Here is a 25958-nt window from a genome sequence, read left to right on the forward strand (position 1 = left end):
TCGAGTAAAATCAAAAATTTTGCTGAAAATAGTAAAAAAGCCTCACAATTCGTAAGGCTTAATAATAAGTTTATAATTTGTTAGTTAAGGTCTGTTTAACAAAAATAGTAATTTATTCATTTAAGCCAAATATTTATTATTTTTTATTTGTACTTTTTTTAGATTCATCAAAATACTTCTTAAAAAAAGCCATCTGATAAACGATTGATCTCGACCAGTATTCCCAATTGTGCCCCCCTTCACTTGTAATAAAAGTATGATTAATGTTGTGGTACATCAATTTATCGTGGAGTGCAACATTAACGCCATAGAAGAAATCCTCTTTTCCACAATCTATTATTAAGCGAAGTCTGTTATTCACTAATTTGGGAATCATATTGATAACAACACGATTATCCCATTCTTGTGGCACATCGGCATAATTCCCAATACGGTCTTTAATTTCCCAGTTTAACGGAAAAGGCCTAAAATCTACTCCGCCGGCTGTACTGCCTGCTGCACCATATGTATCTTGATGCCTAATCGCCAATGACATAGCCCCATGCCCTCCCATGCTCAATCCCGATATTGCTCTTCCACTACGGCTTTTGACCGTAGAATAATGCTGATCCATATATGCAATTAACTCTTTTGACACAAAAGTTTCATACTGATAATTCTTATCGTTCTGCGCATCCCAATACCAGCTTCCATAACCACCATCTGGACATACCACCATATATCCATAGTAATCGGCTAATGTGCTTATGCTGGAGTTTTTCACCCAATTACTGTAATTCCCTGAATATCCATGTAACAAGTAAAGCACTGGATAACTGACTTCCTCCGAATAATTTTGAGGAAGAATGACAACAGTTTTAATCGATTTATTCATTGAGGCACTGGGAATAGACAAGGTATCCACTTTGGCCGCATATGACAACGTACACGAAAAAAAGAAAACAATAGAGGCCAGAAGTATTGCAACGACCTTATTCTCACGGGTAAACCGATTTTCAGCAACATCGCCAATACGAAATCGATCATCTGAATTTGCCGAAATAAATGTAGTGTTTATCATAAATTATAGCGTTTGTTCAAAAAAATAAAGATAGGACTTTAAACCAAATGGGCGTTCACTTATCGTGTAAAATCCGCTTCCCTTACTGTCAAATGTGATGGCTTCTCCCTGTGGCTCCACCTGATAAGGTAAAATAGTGGGCCTTCGCTTAAACACCTGCTCCCAAGATTCCTTAGTTTGCCTCCGCCAGTAGAATATATGTGTAATGTTCTTTACAAGAACTTGAGTCCCTGTCGGATCTATAGCCGCTCCTGTTGCAAAGGTTAAGGGTAATTCGACGACTTTATCCAAAGTAAAATATTGCCGTTTAGTATTATTAAATACTGGAGCACTATAAACAGTCGATCGAAATTCACGTTTAGATATAACATACAACATGTTGTCTATGGGATCTATCATCACCGATTCTGCATCCAAGCGTTGGTGATTGGGAAATTTTAGATAAATTACACGAATTGATTTTTTGGGAATAAGTTCAGGATCTTCCGCCTGGGGCTCAGGAAACACGTAAAGACATACCCATGTTCTTTTTCCGAGATTATTGCCGATATCCGCAAGAACAAGGAAATAGGTGTCACCAATCTTCACCCGATCAATATCCTCGCAATCAACCACAGACATCCCTTCGAGTGTTATTTTTTTTAATAGCTGTGCTTCACGATTAATTAAATAAACATGTGCCCCATCGCCACTATCGTTATGTACCCAAAAATTCCCTAGACCAGTGGCCGGTGTAATACCCGACACTTCTTTCAATTGTGGATCGGTTAGTTCTCCAAGGGCTATTTGTGTTTTAAAATAATCCTTCCTATTTTGGCTATAGACCTGCAGAACTAACAGAAAAAAAATGAAAAGCAGGTATACTTTCACTCGTGCAATATTCATGTTTAAAGATACGTTTTTATTGATATTTACTTTACAGTTTATGAAGAAGTCCTCAATACAGCATTTGTTATTAATGTTTTTAGCGCTCTTATTACCATACCAAAATTTACTTGCCCAACGCTCTTCTTTTCGGTTAAAAGTAAAATCAGGCCTTTCGAAAGCCCCACCTTATCTTGTCAAATACTACAATAGCAATCAGTGGGAGAAATTCTATGCTAAAATTCTCAAGTTTGATTATGACCCAAAATTTGAATACCATATCAAAGTCCTTAAGCACAAAAACGATTCGCATCCACGATATAGCTTGATGAAAATAATCTCCAAATCGCTAATGCAAAATACCGAAGTCCGCATATGGGAGGTTGGAGAAAATTATGTATATGCGCCAAAGCATGAACAAATGAAATGCCTTCAAATAAAATCGGACAAATCGAATAAGTGGGAATATCTAAGTGCACCAATTCATGGTTTTGATTATCAGGAAGGCTACCGCTATCGTGTTCGAGTAAAGAAAACGAAACGAGGAGATACTGATTCTTTTAATTACAGTTTAATTGACATCCTTTCCAAAGAACGTACAAATGAATTGCCCAGTGTAGCGGCCTTTCTAGCTCGGTTTAAATGGAATTTACTTCAATTGAATGGAAAGGATGTGAGCTCAAGTAAGGCGAGTATGGGCTTCGATGCCAAGAATGGTACGATCGAAGGCACGACGGGCTGTAACATTTTTTGGGGCGCATTTCACATTAAAGGCAATAAAATCACCTTTAACCACATAGCAAGTACTATGCGTTCCTGTAATACCATACATATAGAAAATGAGTTCTTCCAAATATTCGAACAAAAGAAAATCCAATTCGATATCGCTGAACAGACTCTAAACTTGTATTATGACGGTAAGCTAGTGATGATGTTTGGGTTGGAGCGAGAATAAAAAACACCCAAAGTCTGGGAAACTTTGGGCGCCTTAGCCATATTATTAACCTATTTTATGAAAAGTATTTATGCCATTCGGAAACGACATAAACAAAATTGTGAAATAAATCGGAAACAATCGAAAGCAGGACTTTATTTTAACAAAATTTTAACAAAGAGGTAGCTTGTGAGACAAATGAGCATAAAATTGATCCATTTTGTTAAATCACTATCAATTGGATTCTGTATCTTTTCCATTTAAAACCATACAATGATTAAAACACTTTTAACATCAACAGCACTACTTTTATCCGCTACAGTTTTTGCTCAAAAGAATCCCGTTATAACTGGAAATTACGCTGATCCTGAAGGCATTGTATACGGGGACAAATATTGGATATTTCCAACCTATTCGGCACCTTATGAAGAGCAGATATTCTTCGATGCCTTTTCATCATCAGATTTAGCTTCTTGGACAAAGCACAGCCGCATTTTGGATAACAGTAACGTAAAATGGGCAAAAAAAGCCATGTGGGCACCCGCAGTATTGGAAAACAAAGGCAAATATTACCTGTTTTTCGGAGCCAATGATGTACATCAGGGTGAGATCGGCGGCATCGGGGTTGCTGTGGCCGAAAAGCCAGAAGGTCCCTATACCGACCTATTGGGCAAACCCTTAATCAACGATATTATCAATGGCGCTCAACCGATAGATCAGTTTGTTTTCAAAGATAAAGACGGAACTTTCTATATGTATTACGGCGGCTGGAAGCATTGCAATATGGTTAAGCTCAAGCCAGATTTCACAGGCTTGCTCCCTTTTGATGATGGTAGCTTTTATAAAGAAATCACCCCTAAAGATTACGTCGAAGGACCATTTATGTTCATAAAAGATGGAAAATATTATTTCATGTGGTCGGAAGGCGGCTGGACAGGCCCCGACTACAAAGTCGCTTATGCCATCGCCGATTCGCCATTTGGGCCTTTTGAGCGCATCGGGACCATATTAGAACGAGATCCCGAAGTCGCTGTTGGAGCCGGACATCATTCGGTTATCAAAGTACCTAATGAGGACAAATATTTTATAGTTTACCACCGTAGACCACTCGGCAAAGATGGAGCTAACGAGCGAGTAACTTGCATAGAAGAAATGAAATTTGACAAAAATGGCCACATCATACCTGTGAAGATGACCTTTACGGGTGTCAAATATCCATTAAAATAGGAAAATACCCGTTTTCACAAACAACAAAAAAAGCCCAGATCAATCGAAATGGGCTTCTTTTTTTACATCAGCAATTACCGCTTAAATGCTAGAAATTGCATTATTTAAAGTTTCAGATGGACGCATTGCTTGTGTTGCCAATTCATCGTTCGGAAAATAATATCCACCGATGTTTTGAGCACGACCTTGCGCAGCGATCAATTCTTCATTGATTTTCGCTTCATTTTCTGTTAACACGTTTGCAACGGTCGCAAATTTCTTAGCTAATTCAGCATCTTTTGTCTGTGTTGCCAAAGCTTGGGTCCAGTATAACGTCAAATAGAAATGTGATCCACGATTATCAATTTGACCAACTCGACGTGCCGGAGATTTATCGTTCGCTAAGAATTTTTCTGTTGCTTCATCCAAGGTCTCCGCCAATACAAGCGCTTTGGGATTATTCTGCGTTTGAGACAAGTGTTCTAACGAAGCACCAAGTGCTAAGAATTCGCCTAATGAATCCCAACGCAAGTAACCTTCTTGAAGAAATTGCTCAACGTGCTTTGGAGCCGAACCACCAGCACCTGTTTCAAATAGACCACCGCCATTCATTAACGGAACAATAGATAACATTTTAGCAGATGTACCAACTTCCAAAATTGGAAATAAATCCGTTAAATAATCACGCAATACGTTACCTGTTACCGAAATCGTATCTTCTCCCTTACGGATACGGTCCAAAGTGAGCTTCGTCGCTTCAATAGGCGATAAGATTCGAATATCTAAACCTGATGTATCAAATTCAGGCAAGTATTTCTCTACTTTTTTGATGATCTCTCTATCATGAGCGCGGTTTTTATCCAACCAGAAAACAGCAGGTGTTTCAGACAAACGAGCACGATTTACAGCCAATTTCACCCAGTCCTGAATCGGTGCGTCTTTGGTCTGACACATACGGAAGATGTCACCAGCATCCACTTTTTGTTCCATAAAAACACCACCTGAAGCGTCTACTACTCGGATGACCCCATTTCCCGCAGCCTGGAAAGTTTTGTCATGTGAACCGTACTCCTCCGCTTTTTGCGCCATCAAACCTACGTTTGGCACAGAACCCATTGTTTTTGGATCTAGAGCACCATGCTCCTTACAGTCTTCAATTGTTGCTTCGTAAACGCCAGCGTAACAACGATCAGGAACCATCGCAATAGTATCTTCTTCTTGACCGTCTTTATTCCACATTTTACCACCAATACGAATCATTGCTGGCATAGAAGCGTCAATAATAACATCAGAAGGCACGTGGAAGTTGGTAATTCCTTTGTCCGAATTAACCATCGCTAAAGCAGGACCGTTTGTAATAGCATCATCAATGGCAGCTTTAACTTCGGCCTCTTTTGAATGACCAGCGATTTTAGCATACACTTCCCCCAATCCGTTGTTTTTGTTAATACCCAACTCCTTAAACAAGTCACCATACTGCGCAAAAACATCTGCAAAGTAAGTTTCCACAATAGCACCAAATATAATCGGGTCAGAAACTTTCATCATTGTGGCCTTTAGGTGCGCAGATAATAATACACCTGCCGCTTTCGCTTCTGCGATAGCATCTGCTACAAACCCTTTCAATGCTTTTAAACTCAAGGTTGAAGAATCAATGACCTCACCAGCTTTTAACGGTGAAAGCCCCTTTAATTCAGTTACTGCACCTTGTTCATCTACAAACTCAATTTTAAATTGACCATCATTTTCAACAGTTACAGATTGCTCGGAACCATAGAAATCACCTGACGTCATCGAAGCAACCTTTGTTTTGGAATCTTTCGCCCAAGCACCCATTTTATGCGGATTTGCTTTTGCATAATTCTTAACTGCTTTAGGCGCGCGGCGATCTGAGTTTCCTTCACGTAATACGGGATTCACAGCAGAACCTAATACTTTCGCATACTTAGCTTTTGCTGATTTTTCCTCGTCTGTTGTTGCTTCATCCGGATAATTGGGAACAGCGTACCCTGCTTGCTGTAGTTCAGCGATAGCACCTTTCAACTGCGGAATTGAAGCGGAGATATTGGGTAATTTAATGATGTTTGCCTCAGGAGTCGTTGCCAACTGCCCTAACTCGGCCAATGCATCACCAATTCTTTGATCTTCTTTTAAAAATTCTGGAAAGCTAGCAAGAATACGGCCTGCTAAGGAGATATCTCTCAATTCAACATCGATATCAGCTGTAGCTGTAATCGCTTGAACAATAGGCAAAAACGAATAAGTCGCTAATAAAGGAGCTTCATCTGTTTTTGTCCAAACAATTTTTGATTTGTTTGACATAGTAATCTATTAGAAATATGTTTAATTTTTAATGCTATGTGAATTCTCTGAAAAATCTGAATTTCTCAAAAATTCGCCTAAAGATAACAATTAATGCCATATTTAACGAGAAATCGCACCCCTTTTGACAATAAAATTGTGAAAATAAATATATTTTGGCAATACAGAATAAGTCGCCCCTCCTCTGCCCAAAAGTATTTCCTCTTGACATTTCAGTGACCAGATACTACAGGCGAAACCCTATTTTAGCTTCAATCAAAAACAAAACAGACTATGAAATCAATTCAATTGAACAATGGAACTGAAATTCCATCCATTGGCTTTGGAACATGGCAAATTCCAGATGGAGATGAAGCTTATCAGGCAGTCAGAGAAGCACTTGACGCTGGCTATACACATATTGATACCGCAGCTATTTATGGAAATGAAAAGAGTATTGGAAAGGCGATAAAAGACAGCGGGATCGACCGCCATTCGTTATTTGTTACCACAAAGCTCTGGAACACTGAGCGCGGATACGACAAAACGATTGCAGCTTTTGAAAAATCGCTAAATGATCTACAAATGAACTATGTCGACCTTTACCTGATCCATTGGCCAGCCAATGAGACACAATTTGAGCATTGGGCCAAAATCAATGCCGATACATGGCGAGCCTTTGAAGATTTATATGAAAAAGGGAAGGTAAAAGCCATTGGCGTAAGTAATTTTCCAAAAGACTACCTTGAAAAATTATTGGAGACAGCCAAAGTAGTACCTGCCGTGAACCAAATTGAATTTCATCCGGGCTATCTTCAGAAGGATACTGTAGCGCTATGTCAGTCCAATGGCATTCTCGTTGAGGCTTGGTCGCCGCTCGGTTCTGGAAGAATATTGCAGGATGAAACACTACTTGAACTGGCAAAAGAAAAAAATACGAGTGTTGGACAAATCTGTATTAAATTTGCGCTGTCTCAAGGAATCTTACCCCTGCCAAAATCGACCAATCCAGATAATATAAAGAGAAATTTAGTGATCGACAGTTTCGATCTGACAGAAGACGATATCGAAACTATTCGCTCATTGCCAGAAATTGGATTTTCTGGATCGAATCCTAAAACAGTCGCCTTTTAACTTCACAAAGGGTCCTTTGCTGGATTCGCTCCATGCGACATCCAGTAAGGGTTATACAATTATTTACTTATCTCGATAATCTCGAAAGGCACCTTTTGAAGTGGATAATCTTGATTGTCCGTTTTTAGCTGGCTGATTTTCATGATTACCCCAAAACCTTCATAAATTTCACCAAAAACAGTAAAATCGTGATCCAGTCTCGGCTGCCCACCCTTGGCAAGGTACTCTTTCCTTTGTGCAGCAGTATATTTTATACCTTTCTTTAATTCCAAATTATGGAGTTCCGCTGCTGTAATTTTCTTCCCGACAACAAAATAGATCTGATTTAAAAAAGATGCCTTTTCAGGGTTCCCGTCGCGTCCGGCGCCAAGTGCTCCCATTTTATGAAAAGCACGATCGTCAAATTCCGCCGCCAGTCGCGGCTGTTGATGAAGAGGATCTGCAGCCTCACGTTTTGCAATATCTACATCATGCTCTCCGCCCTGAACAACAAAATTTTCGATAATCCGATTAAATAAAGCGTCGTGATAGACATGATCTCGAATTGAGCGCAACATTAAATCACGATGATGAGGTGTATAGTCATAAAGAACAGCTTTAAAATTACCGAATTCGGTCTTAAAAAGCAGATGTTTTGACTGTGCATAACCATTGAATACAGTAATCAAGACAAAATATAGCGTGATTTGAACTTTCCTTATCGCTTTCATAAAACAGTTTTTTAATTTGTATAAAAATACATTAAATTTAGTTTTGCGAAAGCCAAATTCGAACAGTTTTCTCTATGTCTCGTAACAAAAATAGCACACGATTTATCCTAAAGTTTCCTCACTCCAAAAACTTGCGAGCCAAGCTTGCAATTAAAATTTGCAAATAAGCAAAAATTTATCTTAGTTTATAGGAAACTTATTCAATACTATGCAGTATACACCAAATCCAGACCGATACCATAATATGATCTATAACCGCTGCGGCCAATCCGGCCTTTTATTGCCAGCAATATCTTTAGGCATGTGGCATAATTTCGGAGACGACACTCCGCATCAAACCAAAGTAGATATCTGTACGACGGCATTTGACCTCGGCATTACGCATTTCGATCTTGCAAACAATTATGGACCACCTGCTGGAAGTGCTGAAAAAGCCTTTGGACGAATTTTACATGAACAATTTCACGGCCTACGGGACGAAATCATCATTTCATCAAAAGCAGGTTATCACATGTGGAGTGGACCATATGGAGAATGGGGTAGCCGTAAATATCTAATCTCAAGCTGCGAACAATCACTTAAACGACTGGGTATCGACTACGTTGATATCTTCTATTCCCATCGTTTCGACCCTAACACCCCATTAGAAGAAACCATGTTGGCGCTGGATCATTTGGTCCGTAGCGGAAAAGCGCTTTATGTAGGTATTTCATCTTATAATTCCCAAAGGACTAAGGAAGCTTATGCGATCCTAAAATCATTAGGGACACCCTTCATTATTCACCAGCCCAGCTATTCCATGCTTAATAGATGGGTAGAAACTGACGGCTTACTTGATACCTTGGAGTCGATTGGAATTGGCTCTATTGTATTTTCGCCACTTGCGCAAGGCATGCTCACCGACAAATACTTGCATGAAGTCCCTCAAGACAGTCGTGCTTCGCAATCTAAATCACTTCATAAAAAATTCCTAAATGAAGAGAATCAAAAAAATATCCTTTCTTTACATGCTATCGCACAGCGTAGAGGACAATCTTTGGCGCAAATGGCTATCGCTTGGGTCCTACGTAAGAAACAGGTAACATCTGCGCTGATCGGTGCATCAAAACCGCAGCAAGTTAAAGATTGTGTAGCTGCACTAAAAAATTTGTTTTTTAGTCAAGACGAGATTCAAGAAATTGATCTCTATGCAAAAGACGGTCATATTAACATCTGGGCACAATCCGCAGAGATTGATCAAGAACGATAAATCAACACTGAGAAAAGTATTGAAAAGATAAAGAGCCCAATTAGAAATGGGCTCTTTTTATGATTCGCCCATTTTTTTCAATATCTTTCCAAAAGTATTTATATTACGGCTTGTCAATTTATTTTTTAAATTCTTTTTCCCCAACACATTTTCAAACGCCGAACCCAATGTATTCCCTTTGGGTACTTGCCAATAAAAAATAGCATGAACTATTTCAGCGTTCTCCCCTGGCAAATGGATTATATTGTTGAATCCGTCCATCAATATCCTTTCGATGCCGTAGAGTCCAACAAAAGCATATACATTACAATCGTCAGGCATGTCGAAAGGAGTATTTTTCTCGAGCAAACACACTTCTTCCTTTGACCGGATAAACAAGGATGCATTATAGAATAAATGTGTCGACATGCATTTTTCCATTAACCGCTTCATCCGCCATCTTCATAGTAGTTCATTTCACATTCACTCCAAGTAGAGAAGCACAGTATCTCATTTCTTTAAATTAATCAATTAATTCCTTCATTGGATCCCAGAAAAACTTTTTAAAATCCTTAACTCGAGAATTCTGTACAACGAGTCCTTCCGATTCCAAACGTTCCTGAAATCCAGGCACTGCTAGCACCCCGCCACTTGAAATCACTCGGTGGGCCGGAACATCGGCCGGGCATCCACCCATTGCCTTGCCAACATGCCGCGAATGATTGGGATAACCTAAGGCCTTGGCAATCGTCCCATAGGTGGTAACCCGTCCCTGTGGAATCAGTTTAGCCAATTCATATACTTGTTTTTTGAATTTCTCCTCCATACTAACGCCCTTTTTAGTAACCCAAATATTAATATGGAGAGTCAGACGACAGCGCTCTATATACGACACATCAATCATTTCGCCAAAACTTTTGATATGATCCTAATGATCCCCAATTCTTATAAGATTTGAAAATATTCGGCAATACATGATAGTAATATACATAAAAAGCCCCTCTATATTAAATAAAGGAGCTCTTTAGTACGCCAATCAGGATTCGAACCTGAGACCGTCGGTTTAGAAAACCGATGCTCTATCCAGCTGAGCTATTGGCGCGTTTCTTTTGGTAATGCAAAAGTAGACATTTGCTTCATATTTCCAAAATATCACTTCGATTTTTTTGTGGTTTGTCAATAACTAGTTGCATTTCAACAAGATTATTTTATTGATGTAGGTCAAACAAAATAAATAAAACAGCTGTTACCTTTGTGTTATTAAACAAATAATAAAAACATAAAATTATGGCACAAGGAAAATGGGAATTAGACGCAGCACATAGCGAGATAGAATTCAAGGTAAAACACATGATGATCACAAACGTTAAAGGGAACTTTGACATTTTTAAAATAGAGGTTGATGCAGCTGGAGAAGATTTTAAAAATGCGCTTGCGAAAGTTGTTATTGATACGGCATCTATCAACACGCGTAATGAACAACGCGATGGCCACCTAAAGAGCGCCGAATTCTTTGATGTAGAAAAATATCCTGAGATTACTTTCGAAGCAACGAGTTTAGAAAATGATGAGATTAAAGGAAATCTGACAATACGTGATGTTACTAAACCCGTATCATTCGACTTAGAGTTTGCAGGCCTACAAAAAGATCCTTGGGGCAACACCAAAGCTGGATTTATCGTAGAAGGTAAAATAAAACGTTCGGAATTTGGACTTAGCTGGAATGCTGCACTGGAAACGGGCGGCGTGATGGTAAGTGATGAAGTAAAATTTAGTGCTGATATTCAGCTTATAAAAGCTCAATAAGCTCAATTTGTAAAATAAAATTTGGTGGAAGAGTAAAAATTCGTACTTTTGTCGCGGAGAGTTGGCAGAGTGGTCGAATGCGGCGGTCTTGAAAACCGTTAACTGTCACAGGTTCGGGGGTTCGAATCCCTCACTCTCCGCAGAAAAAGCCTTTCAGAAATGAAAGGCTTTTTTATTTTGTAAGGAACTCTGCCAAGTAAACAACTAAACCATAGCTGGTAGCAGATCCGCATACCAATTATGTCAAGCGATATATTTATGTACAATATTTTCCAGATCTTCCAAATCAAATGGTTTAGATAGAAAATCATCTGCTCCGGCGCGATCAGCCAGCGATTGAATATCGTTGTTGGCTGAAACATAAATTACGGGAATATGGTTAAATCGAACATCGGCTTTCAGCAACCTAGTGGCTTCCACACCTCCTATATTAGGAATCCAATTGTCCATCAAGATGAGATCAGGTTTAGAGGATTCTACCCGTGGGATAATATCATGAGAAGTTTCGGAAACTTCAACATTCAACCCTAAATCCATTAATACGACAGTTATGACTTCCAAAATAATGGTATCGTCATCAAATATTAATACAGTCTTTGTTTTACTCATAAAATAGTTAAAATACTTTGCTCCCTACGTTTAATATCGGATAAAAAATTCATATCTACATGCATACAGCTACAAGGTATAAAGTTTTTTCCAAATTTTTTGATTGCCAACAGCCGTAAAGTTATGCTGAATGCTAGAAAATCGTATCGTTTCTTTACTACCTAAACCCAAATATCCTAAATTTTCAAGACTCGAGTCGAATAATTTAAAAACTCGTTCCTGCAATTCCTTGTTAAAATAAATTAATACATTGCGGCACAAAATTAATTGAAAACTGTTAAACGAAGTATCTGACACCAAATTATGCGTTGATATAATCATCTTTCTTTTCAATTCATCATCAAATTTTGCACACTCATAATTGGCAGTATAATAATTCGAAAAGTCCTGCTTTCCCCCTGATTCCATATAATTTTCGGAGAAAGTCTTGACCAAGCTCAATGGATAAACGCCATTACGCGCAATCTCAAGAACCCTCGGGTTAATATCTGTCGCATAAATCAACGACTTATGGTATAGATTAGCTTCTTTTAGCAAAATGGCCATTGAATATGCTTCTTCACCTGTAGAGCAGCCAGCAACCCAGATCCGTATTAAAGGATAGGTACCCAATTGAGGAAGAATTTCTTCTCGAAGTTCACGAAAAAACAGCGGGTCCCGAAACATCTCTGTCAAATTTACCGTAATCTCTTCAACGAAATGTTGTAGAAATTCGGCATTGTCTTTCAAAGCAAATCGCAGTTCAGCAAAGCTTGCCAATCGGTCGTTGGTCATTATTCGATTGATCCTTCTCTTGATGGAAGCTCTACTGTACTGCAAAAAATCATAGCCATATTGACGGTATATATCCTCAAGCAAGATATCAACCTCATGGTCTCTTATCATATTATAGCCCAACATCTAAATCAGTCTTTCAATTTCAAGCGTCAATTTATCAACGTCAATAGGTTTCGAAACATAAGCTTGCGCCCCGGCGTTTAAACATTTTTCCCTATCCCCACTCATCGCCTGTGCCGTCACAGCTATAATAGGTAACTGACTATTGGAATTCAACTTTCGGATTAACTGTATTGTTTCATAACCGTCGACCTCAGGCATCATCATATCCAGTAAAACGAGGGCAATCTGATGGTCCGTTTCCAATAGTCGGATCGCATCAAGAGCAGAATTACTGCTCAACACCCGATATCCTTTGGCCTTTAGAGTCAAACGCAACGCAAAGATATTTCGCTGATCGTCATCTACAATTAGTATCACTTTATTTTGATCCATATATTCAACTTTCCTTAATTATCATATAACCACACACGTAATAAAGACAACAATTGATCAATATCCACCGGTTTGGAAATATAATCAGACGCACCAGCCCGAATGCATTTCTCCCGATCGCCAGTCATCGACTTTGCCGTAACAGCAATAATTGGTAGTGCTACGTATTGGGCATCCTGACGGATATTTTTGATTGTCTCATAGCCATCCATCTCCGGCATCATCATATCCATCAGTACGATATCGACGGATTCCCCCGAAGCAAGGACATCTAGGGCCTCTTTGCCATCCATTGCCGGAACGACCTTTACTTGAAATTTCTCTAAAGCTTTTGTCAAGGAAAAAATATTGCGAACATCATCATCAGCTACGAGTACCTTCTTTCCTTTCAACACATCACTTAATGACCCTAATCCATTATTTTTTCTTTTTATATCATCTACATTATTGACCTCTATTAAATGCAAAAACAACCCGACTTCATCAAGAATACGCTGATAGGAATGTGCAGTCTTCACCACAACGGAATCTGCATATTTCTTTATCTTGAGTTCTTCAGATTTAGACAGATTTTTTCCGGTAAAGATGATGATAGGTAAGTTTTCAAGACCTTCATGCTGCTTAATAGCCTCCAAGGTATTGTACCCCATTTCATCGGGCACCCCCATATCCAAAATTACACAATCAACATCTGCGGTGCGCAAAGCCTCGATACTGTCTTCAACATTATTTTTAACTTCAAGGGAGATATTAAAACTACTTAAAAAATAAGATAGTGCACTGGCATGTTTGGGATTTTCCTCCACAATAAGTACCTTCTTCGGCGAGGACTTTAGAGCCAATTCAATCTTTTGAAATATGTTTGTCATTTGCTCTAAGGCAACAGGCTTATTTATGAAATCAATCGCTCCTTTTAATAAACTTTCTTTTTTTACCGCTAGGGAGGACATGATATGCACGGGGATATGACGTATTTCCCTGTTCTCCTTCAATCGATCCATCACTGCCCATCCATCCATTACGGGCAATTGTATATCCAATAAAACAGCAGCAGGTTTGTATTTTAATGCTGCCGGCAAAGCGTGGTCACCACGCACCACCACCACTCCCTTATATGTTTGTTTGCGTGTATACTGCAAAAGGGCCTTAGCGAAATTAACGTCGTCCTCTACAATCAATATTACCTTATCCCCCCCTTTAATCGTATCCCGGTCATCAGGTATTTCCTCTGGGATAGGAATCGTTAATGGATCATAACCATCCTCTCTAATCAGCTCAATGACATCCTCCACCTCTGAAGATATCTCATCAACGAGCTGCTCTTCTTTCGACAGTACCTCACTGACCTCAATTTTATATTTTGGAATAACAAACAAAAATCTACTACCTTTACCCTCCTCACTCTCCAACCTAATTTCTCCACCCAAAAGACGAGCAATCTCGCGGCTAATAGACAGTCCTAAACCTGTACCACCATACTTTCTTCTTGTCGATCCATCGGCCTGTTGAAAAGCTTCAAAAATTATTTTTTGTTTATCAAGAGGTATACCGATACCAGAATCAATAACAGCAAAAACCAATTTATCCTTATCTTGGGAATCTTCGTAAATATCCAAACGTACCTCACCTTCCTTCGTAAATTTAATTGCGTTCGATATCAAATTGCGAAGGACTTGGTCTATCCGAAGACGATCGCCATCAAATCTTGCAGGCACCTCCTCGCTGATATTCGTTTTGAAAACCAATCCCTTTTCTTGGACAACTGGCAAAAATAAACTATTTAAATCTGATAAGATATCGTTCAGATCCAACGTCGTATATTCCAAAGTCATCTTGCCAGATTCAATTTTAGAAAGGTCTAAGATTTCATCAATAAGCGTTAACAAACTTGATCCCGAACTCTGAATGACTTTGGCAGACTCAATCTGATCTGAATTCAGATTTTCGTCAACGTTCTCTCCCAGTAACCGCGAAAGTAGCAAAATTGAATTGAGCGGCGTACGGAGTTCGTGCGACATATTGGCTAAAAATTCCGATTTATATTTCGTACTCATTGCCAACTCTTCAGCCTTCACTCGGATTTCCTTATTGCGTTCTGCAATCATGAGATTTTTATCCTCAAGCAATCGAGAACGCTCTTCCAGTTCTTGATTGGATTGTATCAGTTCCTCCTGTTGAACTTTCAATTCCTCTTCCGAAGACTGAAGGCGTAGCGTTTGAGCCTCCAGTTCTGCATTTAAATTCTCGAGTTCCGCATGTTGTGTCAACAGCTCTTCAGACTGTACTTGGGTCTCTTCCAATAATGCCTGAATCTTTGCACGTCCTTTGGCAGACATAAGCGCAATGCTTATCTGCCTTGCACACTCATGGAGAAATGTCAGTTCAACGGCAGTAAAATTATTCATTTGACCGATTTCTAATACCCCTAGCACTTTATCTTCAACCAATAAAGGTAAGAATTGAATATACGGCACATTAACTTTTCCATTGGCAAAACTTACTACATATTCCCCCGTATTAATATTATTTAGTGCTTTTGTTTGCCGGTCAATATACACCTGACCAATATACCCTTCGCCAGGTAAAAAAGATTTCTGCACCTGACTATCCAGTCCATAGGTACCCATTAAGATCAATCTCTCTTCATTAAAAATATACATTGCACCACTAACCGCTTCCATATAGCTCACGAGGGTTTTAATGGAATCAGCAGCAATAGCATTTTCTTTTTTATTCCCCATTAATCCTATATAGAGTTGAGCATAACCCGCATGCAGCCAGTCATTATCGGTAAGTTGTCCAAAGGATTTTTGCAGCGCTTTAGACATCCTGTTAACAGATTTCGCTATCGCTCCAAGATCGTCATCCTCCACCTCTTCCACCTTTACATCGTATTCCCCCAAGGCGATACGATTAGTAATCCTTTGGATTAAATTTAAACGTTTTGAAATTACTTCATCCTTTTCCCGAAGTGATTTTTCAAGCGTTAGGCGCTTTTTGAAATCTCTTCGTAACCGAACATAAAAATAACTGGTAATAATAAGAGAAAGTAAAGCACTAATTACAATAAATAATGTCGTAATTAAAGAGGAATTATCCACTTTGGCCGATTTTCGGTCAATATTTTCATCCTCATATTGAATAATTTCATCGATAATCTGACGGCATTTGTCCATCACCATTTTACTGCGATCCAACTGCGTAGCACTAACCACCCCACCCTTTCTTTTGGTAGCTACCGATTCCTTTAAAATTTCCAACCTCAAGGTTGCTGCTGTTAGGAAGCTATCCACCTTAACCCCTTGTACCGGGTTCTGATGAGTTAGTATCTCCATTTCCTTTAATTCGGCAGGTAAATTTGCTAATGCATTATTAAAGGGCTCTAAATAGCTCTCCTTTCCAGTTAATAGAAACCCCCGATTCCCAGTTTCAGCTCCTTGCAAAGAATTAAGGGCGCTATTCGATAGATTGATAATCTTTCTTGTCACAGCAAGCTCCCGACGATACCTGTTTTGTTCCTGAATTCCGATATAGGAAGCCGTAGAACTCATGAGCAGCACTATCAAAGAAAAACCGATTCCCCAAGTTATATTACTGATTATCTTAGCATTTGGCATCCTCGGGTTTAGTTACAGGTAAAGTAAAAGAAAACGTAGCTCCTTGTCCACCCGAACTCTCAACAGAAATCGTTCCTTGGTGAGCACGAATAATTTCAGCACAGATATAAAGCCCTATACCGAGTCCCTGAAAATCAAAAGACGTTTCTTCTACACGATAAAATTTCTCAAAGACATCGGCCTGCTTTTCCACGGGTATTCCTATTCCGAAATCAATTACACTGATTTTTACAGTATCGCCAATAACAGTACAGTCGACAATTACTTTTTCCGTACCAGCAGCATATTTATAGGCATTGGTCAAAAAATTTACCAGCACCTGTTCAAGGCGGATCTCATCACCATAAATCTGTACATCTGTAATATCACCTGTTCGTAGCAGTTTCATATTGCTTTGCTCATGCGTCTGAACAATGGAGTCTATCGCACTTTTCACCATATGCTCAAGCGGAAATACTTTTTTATTAATCAACAACTTCCCATTATCGATCTTTGAAAGATCCAAAAGGTCAGAAATTAGACTATTAAGTTTGTCTACCTGCCCCTGCACCCGAGTTACATATTTTGCTTCGGCACTCTCTTCATCTAATTTTAGCTTTCGATCCAGTAATTGCATGTATGCCTTTATGCTTGTCAATGGTGTTTTCAACTCGTGACTCGCGATACTAAGAAACTCATCTTTTTCCTTTTCTGCCTTTTTCTGTGCGTCAATATCTGTAAATGTTCCTACCCATTTACTTTCGCCTTTTTCTAAAATAGGCCACACACGCAAGAGTTGATACAGATATTCACCACAAGTACGTCGTTGAATACGAACCTCCATTTCCAGTGGTTTTCCCGAACGAAGACTGGCATGAAGCTCCTGCTCAATAGACGGATCGCCAGGATATGTCTGCGGAAACTTTACAGCATCATCAGAAAACTGAAACCAGCGACCATTTACAAAATCAATAGTCCCCTCATGATTACATGTAAATGCAATTTGTGGTAGAGACTCTAGAAGTGTATGCAAATAGTCTACCTTCGAACTTAACTCTTTCTGTGCCTGCTTTCGCCGTTCCACTTCCAGTTCTAATGTTTGTTGAACATCTTTAAGTGCTTGCGTCTGTTCATATAACCGATAAAATGTCTTTACTTTCAACAGGAGAATATCAGGATCAACAGGCTTGGTCACATAATCCAAACCGCCCGAATTGTACCCTTTCGTGATAAAACGCTTATCCGTATTTACAGCCGACAAAAATATTATCGGGGTTTCTTTCGTTTTGCTAAATCCTGCAATATTTTCAGCGACTTCAAAGCCATCCATATCCGGCATCTGAACATCCAGTATAATTAATGCATAATTATATTTTAAAATCTTCTTTAAAGCTTCCTCCCCAGAATGAGCGGTATCAACTTCAAATTTTTTGGATTCAAGTAACTTTTGTAACGAGTAAATATTATCCGGATTATCATCAACAATTAATATCATAGTGTATTTGAACTTAGCATCAAGGTTAACAAATCTAAAAAAATTTAACTGAATACCACTAATCGAATTGAGGAATCCCAAAAGCATGATATATAGGAATGAAATAAGTAAAACTTTAGTCTATCAATGGCTGTTTTATTGATATATGATACGTTTTACATCGAAAGGTATATATTGTATTCCGGGTAAATTTTATCTTGACCCCTGGAAACCTGTTGATCTGGCAGTTATCTCCCATGGTCATGCAGATCATGCTCACTGGGGAATGAAAAAATACCTCTGTCATCATTTTACAGTAAATATCCTTCGAAGCCGTATAGGTCCTGATATTCAAGTTCAGGGACTAGCTTACAATGAACCGATACATATTAATGGTGTACGTGTTTCTTTGCATCCCGCGGGGCATATTATTGGCTCCGCCCAGATCCGACTCGAATATAAAGGGAAAGTGGTTGTATTTACGGGGGATTATAAATTACAGGACGACGGCCTATCGACACCATTTGAACCAATTAAATGTCATGAACTTATTACAGAAAGCACCTTTGGTCTACCTATTTATCGTTGGGAGCCAGTTGCTACGCAAAATGAACGCTTGCAGTCTTGGATTAAAAACAATCAGAGCAATAAAAAAACTTCAGTATTTATAGGTTATTCACTCGGAAAGTCGCAGCGCATTTTAAATGCAGTTCATGAAATGGGTCCAGTATTTGTTCACTATAGTATTGCTAAACTTAATGAAGCATACCTTAAAGAAGGAATAAAATTACCGCCCTATCAAATTGTAGATCTAAAGGAAGGACTCAAAGTACTGGACAATCAGATTGTGTTACTTCCACCCGCCTTATTGGATAGCCATACGCTTCACAAGATACCGAATATGGCTTATGCAATCTGTTCGGGCTGGATGCAAATCCGCGGTGCACGACGATGGCGTAGTGCTGATGCAGGATTTGCAATCAGTGACCACGCCGATTGGTCTGGTTTACTGCAAGCTGTACGCGGAAGTGCAGCCGAAAAAGTATATGTCACACACGGCCAGACGGCAACATTCGCCAAATACCTCAATGAAATCGGTATCGAAGCTGAAGAAGTCACGACTCAGTACGGTGACGAAGAAGATCCTCAAGCCCAAACGACTTAAGATAGCCCATGAAAGAATTTGCGAATTTAATCAATGCACTGGACAGCAGCAATAAGACGAACTTGAAAAAAGATGCTATTTTGGAGTTTTTTAATCGAGCCTCTGAAAAAGACAAACTTTGGTTTTTAGCCCTGATGACAGGAAAAAGACCCAAACGTAGCATTGCAGTAAAGGATCTCAAGACTTGGACATTAGAAATAACGGAAATTCCTGAATGGTTATTTGTCGAATCTTACGCAGCTGTAGGAGATTTGTCCGAGACCTTATCCCTACTTTTACCACCTGCATCGCAACTGATAGAAAAAAGCTTAAGTGAATGGATGGATGAAATTAGCGCCCTGCAGCATGCCACCTTTACGGAAAAGAAAACTTTTGTTCTACATTCTTGGAATGCCCTGACTACAGTCGAGCGTTTTATCTTTAACAAACTTCTGGGCGGAAGCTTCCGTTTGGGGATTTCCGCAAAAGGCCTTATCAATACCATAGCGCAATATACAGGTACCGAAGCCAGTGCCGTAGCACATAGCATTATGGGCGAGTGGAATCCGAATGAAGTCGAATTCGAAAAGCTTGTTCGCGGTGCATATAGTGACACAAACTTGTCCAAACCTTACCCTTTTTGCCTCGCTTATCCCATTGAAAAAGATGCTGAGCAGCTCGGAAAGATTACCACATGGCAAGCTGAATATAAATGGGATGGTATCCGTGGACAACTGATCAAACGCAATGAAGATATCCACATTTGGTCTCGTGGCGAAGAGCTCGTCACGGCCCAGTTTCCGGAAATTACAGCAGCACTTAGTCAATGGGAAGGAGATTTCGTGCTGGATGGAGAAATTCTTGCTGTTAAAGACGGACAGGTACTCAACTTTTCCGAACTTCAAAAACGGATCAATCGCAAAACCATTCCAAAAGCGCTTCGAGACGAAGTTCCTATTTCAGTTTACCTTTATGATCTATTGGAACTCCATGGTAACGATCTCCGCGATGAGCCGCTAGCTTATAGGCGATCCTTGCTAGAACAACTCCATACAGAAAATCGGGATACCATCTTACAATTGTCACCCTTGATACATGCTGAAAACTGGACAACACTCCAGCACATTCAGGCGGCAGCACGTGAAATCAACAGTGAGGGTATCATGCTTAAGAGAATTGATTCCACGTATCATGCAGGCCGCAAAAAAGGAGATTGGTGGAAGTGGAAAGTAAATCCCATGAGCATCGATGCCGTACTCATTTACGCACAAAAAGGAAGCGGCCGCCGAAGCGCTCATTACACAGATTACACCTTTGCCGTAAAGGATGGAGATCAGTTAGTCACTATTGCCAAAGCTTATTCAGGACTTACCGACAAGGAAATCCTTGAGGTAAGCCGATTTGTGAAAAAGAATTCAATCGAAAAGTTTGGCCCGGTGAGAACGGTTAAACCCGAACTAGTTTTTGAAATTGCTTTTGAAGGAATAGGTTACAGTAAACGGCACAAATCAGGTGTAGCATTGCGATTTCCGAGAATACTACGCTGGCGAAAAGATAAAACTGCTAAGGAGATCGACGAATTGGATAACGTTAAAAAATTGATACAATAAAAGTTTGATAGCATACTGTGAGCGATAAAATAGTACATAGCGAAGGGTTTCGAATTGTAAATAATTATTTTGAATCCCAAGGAAATAGCCCTTTTAGCTTTCAGACAAAGGCCTGGGAGAAGTATGCACAGGGATACAGTGGACTGGTTATCGCCCCCACAGGATTTGGAAAAACCTTTTCGCTATTTATGGCGGTATTGATAGATTTTTTAAATAAGCCAGAACGCTATCAAAAGGGATTAAAACTACTGTGGATAACTCCGTTGCGCTCGTTAGCGAAAGATCTTGCCCGCGCCATGCAAAAAGCCATAGACGATATCGGACTGGATTGGGTAGTCGAGGTTCGCAATGGGGATACCGATGCCAAGGTGAAAGCCAGGCAGACACGATCGATGCCTGATATACTCCTTGTTACGCCAGAAAGTTTGCATTTGCTACTCGCGCACAAACAACGTGAAAAGTATTTTAAGAATCTCAAATGCGTAACAGTCGATGAATGGCATGAACTTATGGGAAATAAACGCGGTGTTATGGTCGAGCTCGCTCTCGCATTCCTCAAATCACAATATAGAAAAGTGCGTGTTTGGGGTATCACAGCGACAATTGGCAATCTCGACGAAGCAATGGAAGTTCTATTACCGACAGAAAAAAAACGCATTCGAATTATTGCCAAAGAAAAAAAACGGATTGCAATCAAACCGATTTACCCCAGCAAAGTAGAATTACTGCCCTGGGCCGGTCACTTAGGAGGAAACCTGGCCGATCAAGTCGTTCCTATTATACTTAACAGTAAAAGTACCATTCTCTTCACCAATACACGCAGCCAAAGTGAGATGTGGTACCAGCTTCTTTTACAGGCGCACCCCGATTTTGCCGGACAAATTGCCCTCCACCACAGCTCAATCGATGCGCACATACGTGAATGGATCGAGGAGAATCTTAGTAGCGGTAAACTTAAGGCTGTTGTATCAACCTCTTCATTGGATTTAGGCGTAGATTTCAAGCCTGTGGATACAGTTATTCAAGTAGGATCAAGCAAAGGTGTAGCTCGATTTATGCAACGCGCTGGCAGAAGCGGACATAGTCCTTTCGAAACATCAACCATCTACTTCGTTCCAACACACTCACTGGAGCTGATCGAAGTTGCAGCGCTGAAAGATGCTGTGAAAACCCAAACCATTGAAAACCGCGACCCGATGGTGCAGACGTTTGATGTGCTTGTTCAATTCATGGTAACGATCGCTTTGGGCGGAGGATTTCGTTCGGAAGAACTGCATGCGACTATTGCTAATACCCATGCCTTTAGATACATGGAAGAGCAAGAATGGCAATGGTGCATGTATTTTATCACCGCAGGCGGAAAGATCGGTAAACGCTACGAAGAATTCCACAAAGTTATACAAGATGAAGACGGAAATTGGATTATCAAAAACCGTCGTTTGGCTTTGTTGCATCGACTCAATATTGGTGCCATCGTAGGCGACGCCATGATGCGTGTCAAATTTCTTTCGGGCGGCTACATTGGAATGATCGAAGAATACTTCATAAGCAAACTCAAAAAAGGTGAGCGGTTCATACTCGCAGGACGAATCCTAGAACTTATTATGGTTAAGGACATGACTGTATTTGTAAAAAATTCATCCGGAAAAGCCATAACGCCAAGCTGGCTTGGCGGCAGACTACCGCTGTCGTCCAATCTCAGTCACTTTCTTCGAAAAAAGCTCTCCGAATCTCAAACTCCCCCCTCAAACGAAAAAGAACTGCAATTTTTAGCTCCTCTTATAGCAAAGCAATCCTCCCTTTCTGCAGTACCGAGTGAATCGGAATTCTTGGTTGAGCATATCAAAACGAAAGAAGGTTATCATCTCTTTTTCTATCCTTTGGAAGGTAGGTTAATACATGAGGTGATGGCTGCCCTCGTCGCTTATCGTATCAGCAAATTGTATCCCATCAGTTTTTCCATGGCCATGAATGACTATGGTTTTGAACTCTATTCCGATAAAGAAATTCAACTGACCCAGACTCAGCTCGAAGCAGTCTTGAGTCGTAAAAACCTAATGGAAGACGTTATTAGCAGCATCAACTCTGCCGAAATGGCCAGCCGCAAATTTAGGGATATCGCTGTTATTTCGGGATTGGTTGTTCAAAACTACCCGGGCACACAGCAAAACAACAAATCCCTGCAAGCATCATCAGGAATTATTTTCCGCGTACTGATGGAACACGATCCCGACAATTTACTACTTAAACAAGCTTTTAGCGAAGTATTTAATCAGCAGTTGGAAGAATATCGTTTAGTAAAAGCGTTCGACAGGATTAATAATAGCAAAATACGTTATACCTTTGCCGAAGAATATACGCCATTAAGCTTTCCCATTAAGGTAGACAGTCTCCGGCAGTCGTTGTCGAGTGAGGCACTGATTGAACGTATTCAACGGATGGAGAAGAGCAACGCGCAAAAAAAGAAACGTAGAAGATGAAGCTTTCTGAACAAACAATCACATTCAATAAACAACAATTAACACTTAACAATCAAAGGTCTATATTTTGGCAAGCAGAAAAAGCATTGATCCTATCAGACCTCCATCTTGGCAAAGCTGCACATTTCAGAAAAAACGGCATTGCCATCCCTACTGATACAGCTATTGCCGATCTTAAACGACTTGAAGGCTTAGTAGATCACTATAAACCCGATCAAGTTATTGTGGTCGGTGATCTCGTTCATGCAAGTATCAATAGTGAAGTCCTGTTACTGGAAGAGTTCAGGAAAAGATATACAGGACTCAAGCTCCACCTGGTCAAAGGAAATCATGATCGGCTATCGAAAAATATCACCGAGCAATTTGCTATCCAACATCATGACGAAGTTTTTGCTCTACAGCAAATACAATTTAAACACCATCCTTCCGACGCAATCGATCCATCATCGTTCCGGATTAGTGGCCACTTACATCCGGGGGTGAGTATCGTTATACCACCAAAGCGACAACTTCGCCTACCTTGTTTTTTAGTCTCTGAGCATCAGATCATACTACCTGCATTTAGCAAATTTACAGGAATTGACAGCAGGGAACTATCCATTAAATATAAATGTTACGCAATCTCAGAAGACCTCATTTTTCCTATTCAAAAAGGCAGGTAGCAATGAAAATTTAATTACATTTTGAGCTCGCCAGGCGAAATCCCATAATATTTTTTAAAAGCGCTGCTAAAGTTATTCTGATGTCCATAGCCCGTTAATAATGCAACCTCGTAAACTGTCATTTTGTCTTCCAAAAGATAGCTTTTGGCCTTTTCCATTCGTACCCGTATAAGGTAATCGTGGATAGTAACCGAAAAATACTCTTTAAAATCCTTTCGGAGTTTACTCTCACTGGTGAGTACCTCTGCAGCGAGTTCCTTTTGGGTTGGTGGATTTGCAATGCGTTGTTCCAAGATTTGCCGAGCCATCTCCAGGCGTTGCACGTCCTCTTCGTGGAATAATGAGTTACTACTTTCCTTCTTCTCGTTATATTGCTCAAATTGGTACATCAATAATTCAACAATACGCGATTCAGTATGCAATCGGCGGATCTCACCTTTCTTTTTGGATTCAATCAATTCAGCTATGGTATGCTGCATCTCGTAAGTTGCTATCAGGTCCTCTTCTGAGTACGATGTATACTCTCCCTTTTCGATCTCGCGCACAAATTGTTGGTGCAACAGCGAGTCACGTTTAATCAGATTGAGATAATATTCCTTGGATATAACGGCTATAAAGTAAGTATATTCGATTCCAGGCTCTACCTCATGAATAGATTTAATCGAAGGAATATAACGGATATTGTGTCTGCTCATACCATAGGGTAGTTTACTGTCTGTCGGCTTAAAAAATATAAACTGACTTGTGATTGTCTCCCCTTCAATCTCCGTAAGCACTTGTACAGGCCGATCAAACTGCATCTTTGAATGCAAGATAAACAATCCTGAAGTGGATAGCTGGAAATTCTTCATATGCACAGGATCCTTGGATATGAATACTCTATTTTCCACTAAAGGTTTGTCAGGAACATAACCATCCGGAATCTCCTCTTCAAAAAGCCAATCTGATAACTCTACTATTTTACTTTTAACCAACATGATTACAAATCCAAAATATGTCCGAAATACACAAAATTAAAGAAATAAGTTGGCACGTTAAAATTATTTATAATCTTTCTAAATAAAAACCTAACCCAGATCAATATCCATTTCCTCCAACTGAACATACGGTTTCAGTGTTCTTGGATTCATAATGACGTTTGATTCCACCGAAAAGATGGTATAAATTTCCTTTTGGGCGAGCACCTCTACAGGCGTTCCATGAAAAAGCTTACGCCCATTTTTTAGCATGAGGATACGATCGGCATACATTGCCGCAAAATTGACATCATGCACAATCAGCACTACCATAAATCCTTTACGGGCAAGCGCACGGGCTATCGCAAGGACTTTCTGCTGATAGTGTAAATCGAGGGCAGAGATTGGCTCATCCAATAACAGCAGTGAATCCGGATTGTCCCAGACCTGTGCCAAGATGCGTGCAAGATGGACACGCTGCTGTTCGCCACCCGATAAGCTCAGAAAATCCCGCTCAGCGAAAGCCGACACCCCACAAAGCTTCATGGTTTCCGCAACGACACTATAGTCATGTTCCTTCGGTGTATTCTTGTAATGAGGATACCTTCCCATCAGCACAATTTCCTTCACGTTAAAGCTTAGCGTCATCTGCTGCTGCTGGCTCAACAGCGCCCTGCATTTAGAGAGCGTCGCTGGGTCATATGTCGATAAAGCCCTTCCATTAAGATGAACAGCTCCCGAATCAGGCTTCTTTTCACCACAAAGCACCCCCATCAGCGTCGATTTACCAGCGCCATTGGCTCCGAGGATTGCCAGAATTTCACCTTTACGTACCTGAAAGGTAATATCCTTCAGGAGCTTTCGTCCGTTTACTTCGTAGTTGATCTTCTCTACACGTAGCATAATGCAATT

General features: G+C 40.0%; 22 protein-coding genes and 2 tRNA genes. 10 read left to right on the forward strand and 14 right to left on the reverse strand.

All coding sequences use genetic code 11. The features are described 5' to 3' along the window. Positions 1–136: 136 nt before the first annotated feature. Together QE382_RS14720 and QE382_RS14725 are read right to left on the reverse strand one after the other, a co-directional pair. Entirely contained in the window at positions 137–1060 is a 924-nt protein-coding gene (locus QE382_RS14720) for an alpha/beta hydrolase (protein ID WP_307186570.1), read from the reverse strand. A 3-nt stretch (positions 1061–1063) separates the two neighbouring features. Continuing rightward, positions 1064–1945, reverse strand: coding sequence for a hypothetical protein (locus tag QE382_RS14725; protein WP_307186571.1), 882 nt, complete (start codon positions 1943–1945; stop codon positions 1064–1066). Positions 1946–1985: 40 nt separating this feature from the next. On the opposite strand from QE382_RS14725, the gene QE382_RS14730 reads away from it, so the two are divergent. Further along, positions 1986–2879 (forward strand): DUF4377 domain-containing protein, encoded by an 894-nt coding sequence (locus tag QE382_RS14730; protein ID WP_307186572.1) that lies wholly within the window; start codon positions 1986–1988, stop codon positions 2877–2879. Between the two features lie 252 nt (positions 2880–3131). Continuing rightward, a complete protein-coding gene (locus QE382_RS14735; protein ID WP_307186573.1) occupies positions 3132–4085 on the forward strand; it encodes a glycoside hydrolase family 43 protein in 954 nt (317 codons plus the stop codon). Between the two features lie 81 nt (positions 4086–4166). Here the strand turns inward: QE382_RS14735 and QE382_RS14740 are convergent, their stop codons facing one another. Then, positions 4167–6386 carry an NADP-dependent isocitrate dehydrogenase gene (locus QE382_RS14740; RefSeq protein WP_307186574.1) on the reverse strand — a complete coding sequence of 740 codons (2220 nt, stop codon included), beginning with the start codon at positions 6384–6386 and terminating at the stop codon, positions 4167–4169. Between the two features lie 273 nt (positions 6387–6659). On the opposite strand from QE382_RS14740, the gene QE382_RS14745 reads away from it, so the two are divergent. Then, on the forward strand, positions 6660–7499 hold the full coding sequence (locus QE382_RS14745) for an aldo/keto reductase (protein WP_307186575.1): 840 nt from the start codon (positions 6660–6662) through the stop codon (positions 7497–7499). A gap of 59 nt (positions 7500–7558) precedes the next feature. Here the strand turns inward: QE382_RS14745 and QE382_RS14750 are convergent, their stop codons facing one another. Beyond that, positions 7559–8209: a peptidylprolyl isomerase gene (locus tag QE382_RS14750; protein ID WP_307186576.1), complete on the reverse strand. Its 651-nt coding sequence runs from the start codon at positions 8207–8209 to the stop codon at positions 7559–7561. A 208-nt stretch (positions 8210–8417) separates the two neighbouring features. On the opposite strand from QE382_RS14750, the gene mgrA reads away from it, so the two are divergent. Continuing rightward, a complete protein-coding gene (mgrA, locus tag QE382_RS14755; RefSeq protein WP_307186577.1) occupies positions 8418–9458 on the forward strand; it encodes an L-glyceraldehyde 3-phosphate reductase in 1041 nt (346 codons plus the stop codon). A 57-nt stretch (positions 9459–9515) separates the two neighbouring features. Here the strand turns inward: mgrA and QE382_RS14760 are convergent, their stop codons facing one another. From QE382_RS14760 to QE382_RS14770, 3 genes are all read right to left on the reverse strand, one after another. Continuing rightward, positions 9516–9866 carry a hypothetical protein gene (locus QE382_RS14760; RefSeq protein ID WP_307186578.1) on the reverse strand — a complete coding sequence of 117 codons (351 nt, stop codon included), beginning with the start codon at positions 9864–9866 and terminating at the stop codon, positions 9516–9518. Between the two features lie 94 nt (positions 9867–9960). Further along, positions 9961–10263, reverse strand: coding sequence for an MGMT family protein (locus QE382_RS14765; protein WP_307186579.1), 303 nt, complete (start codon positions 10261–10263; stop codon positions 9961–9963). Positions 10264–10465: 202 nt separating this feature from the next. Then, positions 10466–10539 (reverse strand) — tRNA-Arg (locus QE382_RS14770). 185 nt (positions 10540–10724) lie between these two features. Here QE382_RS14770 and QE382_RS14775 point away from each other — a divergent pair. After that, positions 10725–11243 (forward strand): YceI family protein, encoded by a 519-nt coding sequence (locus tag QE382_RS14775; RefSeq protein ID WP_307186580.1) that lies wholly within the window; start codon positions 10725–10727, stop codon positions 11241–11243. Positions 11244–11298: 55 nt separating this feature from the next. Then, positions 11299–11383 (forward strand) — tRNA-Ser (locus QE382_RS14780). 103 nt (positions 11384–11486) lie between these two features. Here the strand turns inward: QE382_RS14780 and QE382_RS14785 are convergent. The 5 genes from QE382_RS14785 to QE382_RS14805 all read right to left on the reverse strand — a co-directional run bounded on the left by QE382_RS14785 (position 11487) and on the right by QE382_RS14805 (position 18215). Further along, positions 11487–11852, reverse strand: coding sequence for a response regulator (locus QE382_RS14785; protein WP_293952650.1), 366 nt, complete (start codon positions 11850–11852; stop codon positions 11487–11489). 69 nt (positions 11853–11921) lie between these two features. Then, positions 11922–12752, reverse strand: coding sequence for a CheR family methyltransferase (locus QE382_RS14790; RefSeq protein WP_307186581.1), 831 nt, complete (start codon positions 12750–12752; stop codon positions 11922–11924). Further along, positions 12753–13124: a response regulator gene (locus tag QE382_RS14795; RefSeq protein ID WP_307186582.1), complete on the reverse strand. Its 372-nt coding sequence runs from the start codon at positions 13122–13124 to the stop codon at positions 12753–12755. A gap of 14 nt (positions 13125–13138) precedes the next feature. After that, positions 13139–16675: a response regulator gene (locus QE382_RS14800; protein ID WP_307186583.1), complete on the reverse strand. Its 3537-nt coding sequence runs from the start codon at positions 16673–16675 to the stop codon at positions 13139–13141. Between the two features lie 52 nt (positions 16676–16727). After that, the gene (locus QE382_RS14805) at positions 16728–18215 is read right to left on the reverse strand and encodes a hybrid sensor histidine kinase/response regulator (RefSeq protein WP_307186584.1); all 1488 of its coding nucleotides are present in this window, start codon (positions 18213–18215) and stop codon (positions 16728–16730) included. A gap of 145 nt (positions 18216–18360) precedes the next feature. On the opposite strand from QE382_RS14805, the gene QE382_RS14810 reads away from it, so the two are divergent. From QE382_RS14810 to pdeM, 4 genes are read left to right on the forward strand one after another with little or no spacing between them, the layout of a single operon-like run. Next, complete coding sequence (locus QE382_RS14810) at positions 18361–19359, forward strand: ligase-associated DNA damage response exonuclease (RefSeq protein ID WP_307186585.1); 999 nt, start codon at positions 18361–18363, stop codon at positions 19357–19359. Between the two features lie 8 nt (positions 19360–19367). Then, positions 19368–20948, forward strand: a complete 1581-nt coding sequence (locus tag QE382_RS14815) for an ATP-dependent DNA ligase (RefSeq protein WP_307186586.1) — start codon at positions 19368–19370, stop codon at positions 20946–20948. Positions 20949–20965: 17 nt separating this feature from the next. Further along, the gene (locus QE382_RS14820) at positions 20966–23428 is read left to right on the forward strand and encodes a ligase-associated DNA damage response DEXH box helicase (RefSeq protein WP_307186587.1); all 2463 of its coding nucleotides are present in this window, start codon (positions 20966–20968) and stop codon (positions 23426–23428) included. Next, a complete protein-coding gene (gene pdeM, locus QE382_RS14825; RefSeq protein WP_293952635.1) occupies positions 23425–24090 on the forward strand; it encodes a ligase-associated DNA damage response endonuclease PdeM in 666 nt (221 codons plus the stop codon). Before QE382_RS14820 ends, pdeM begins: the two co-directional genes overlap by 4 nt. A 14-nt stretch (positions 24091–24104) precedes the next feature. Here the strand turns inward: pdeM and QE382_RS14830 are convergent, their stop codons facing one another. Further along, complete coding sequence (locus QE382_RS14830) at positions 24105–25067, reverse strand: helix-turn-helix transcriptional regulator (RefSeq protein WP_307186588.1); 963 nt, start codon at positions 25065–25067, stop codon at positions 24105–24107. 90 nt (positions 25068–25157) lie between these two features. After that, positions 25158–25949, reverse strand: coding sequence for a heme ABC transporter ATP-binding protein (locus QE382_RS14835; protein WP_307186589.1), 792 nt, complete (start codon positions 25947–25949; stop codon positions 25158–25160). Positions 25950–25958 lie beyond the last annotated feature (9 nt).

The sequence above is a fragment of the Sphingobacterium zeae genome, from assembly GCF_030818895.1.
GTDB lineage: Bacteria > Bacteroidota > Bacteroidia > Sphingobacteriales > Sphingobacteriaceae > Sphingobacterium > Sphingobacterium zeae.

What these genes read in the sequence shown, in the direction of transcription:
- pdeM (WP_293952635.1), top strand. Translation starts at nt 23,425, where the DNA reads ATGAAGCTTTCTGAACAAACAATCACATTCAATAAACAACAATTAACA.
- QE382_RS14810 (WP_307186585.1), top strand. Translation starts at nt 18,361, where the DNA reads ATGATACGTTTTACATCGAAAGGTATATATTGTATTCCGGGTAAATTT.
- QE382_RS14735 (WP_307186573.1), top strand. Translation starts at nt 3,132, where the DNA reads ATGATTAAAACACTTTTAACATCAACAGCACTACTTTTATCCGCTACA.
- QE382_RS14785 (WP_293952650.1), bottom strand. Translation starts at nt 11,852, where the DNA reads ATGAGTAAAACAAAGACTGTATTAATATTTGATGACGATACCATTATT.
- QE382_RS14790 (WP_307186581.1), bottom strand. Translation starts at nt 12,752, where the DNA reads ATGTTGGGCTATAATATGATAAGAGACCATGAGGTTGATATCTTGCTT.
- QE382_RS14765 (WP_307186579.1), bottom strand. Translation starts at nt 10,263, where the DNA reads ATGGAGGAGAAATTCAAAAAACAAGTATATGAATTGGCTAAACTGATT.
- QE382_RS14725 (WP_307186571.1), bottom strand. Translation starts at nt 1,945, where the DNA reads ATGAATATTGCACGAGTGAAAGTATACCTGCTTTTCATTTTTTTTCTG.
- QE382_RS14830 (WP_307186588.1), bottom strand. Translation starts at nt 25,067, where the DNA reads ATGTTGGTTAAAAGTAAAATAGTAGAGTTATCAGATTGGCTTTTTGAA.
- QE382_RS14760 (WP_307186578.1), bottom strand. Translation starts at nt 9,866, where the DNA reads ATGTCGACACATTTATTCTATAATGCATCCTTGTTTATCCGGTCAAAG.
- QE382_RS14795 (WP_307186582.1), bottom strand. Translation starts at nt 13,124, where the DNA reads ATGGATCAAAATAAAGTGATACTAATTGTAGATGACGATCAGCGAAAT.
- QE382_RS14800 (WP_307186583.1), bottom strand. Translation starts at nt 16,675, where the DNA reads ATGAGTTCTACGGCTTCCTATATCGGAATTCAGGAACAAAACAGGTAT.
- QE382_RS14730 (WP_307186572.1), top strand. Translation starts at nt 1,986, where the DNA reads ATGAAGAAGTCCTCAATACAGCATTTGTTATTAATGTTTTTAGCGCTC.
- QE382_RS14745 (WP_307186575.1), top strand. Translation starts at nt 6,660, where the DNA reads ATGAAATCAATTCAATTGAACAATGGAACTGAAATTCCATCCATTGGC.
- QE382_RS14775 (WP_307186580.1), top strand. Translation starts at nt 10,725, where the DNA reads ATGGCACAAGGAAAATGGGAATTAGACGCAGCACATAGCGAGATAGAA.
- QE382_RS14815 (WP_307186586.1), top strand. Translation starts at nt 19,368, where the DNA reads ATGAAAGAATTTGCGAATTTAATCAATGCACTGGACAGCAGCAATAAG.
- QE382_RS14835 (WP_307186589.1), bottom strand. Translation starts at nt 25,949, where the DNA reads ATGCTACGTGTAGAGAAGATCAACTACGAAGTAAACGGACGAAAGCTC.
- QE382_RS14720 (WP_307186570.1), bottom strand. Translation starts at nt 1,060, where the DNA reads ATGATAAACACTACATTTATTTCGGCAAATTCAGATGATCGATTTCGT.
- QE382_RS14805 (WP_307186584.1), bottom strand. Translation starts at nt 18,215, where the DNA reads ATGATATTAATTGTTGATGATAATCCGGATAATATTTACTCGTTACAA.
- QE382_RS14750 (WP_307186576.1), bottom strand. Translation starts at nt 8,209, where the DNA reads ATGAAAGCGATAAGGAAAGTTCAAATCACGCTATATTTTGTCTTGATT.
- mgrA (WP_307186577.1), top strand. Translation starts at nt 8,418, where the DNA reads ATGCAGTATACACCAAATCCAGACCGATACCATAATATGATCTATAAC.
- QE382_RS14740 (WP_307186574.1), bottom strand. Translation starts at nt 6,386, where the DNA reads ATGTCAAACAAATCAAAAATTGTTTGGACAAAAACAGATGAAGCTCCT.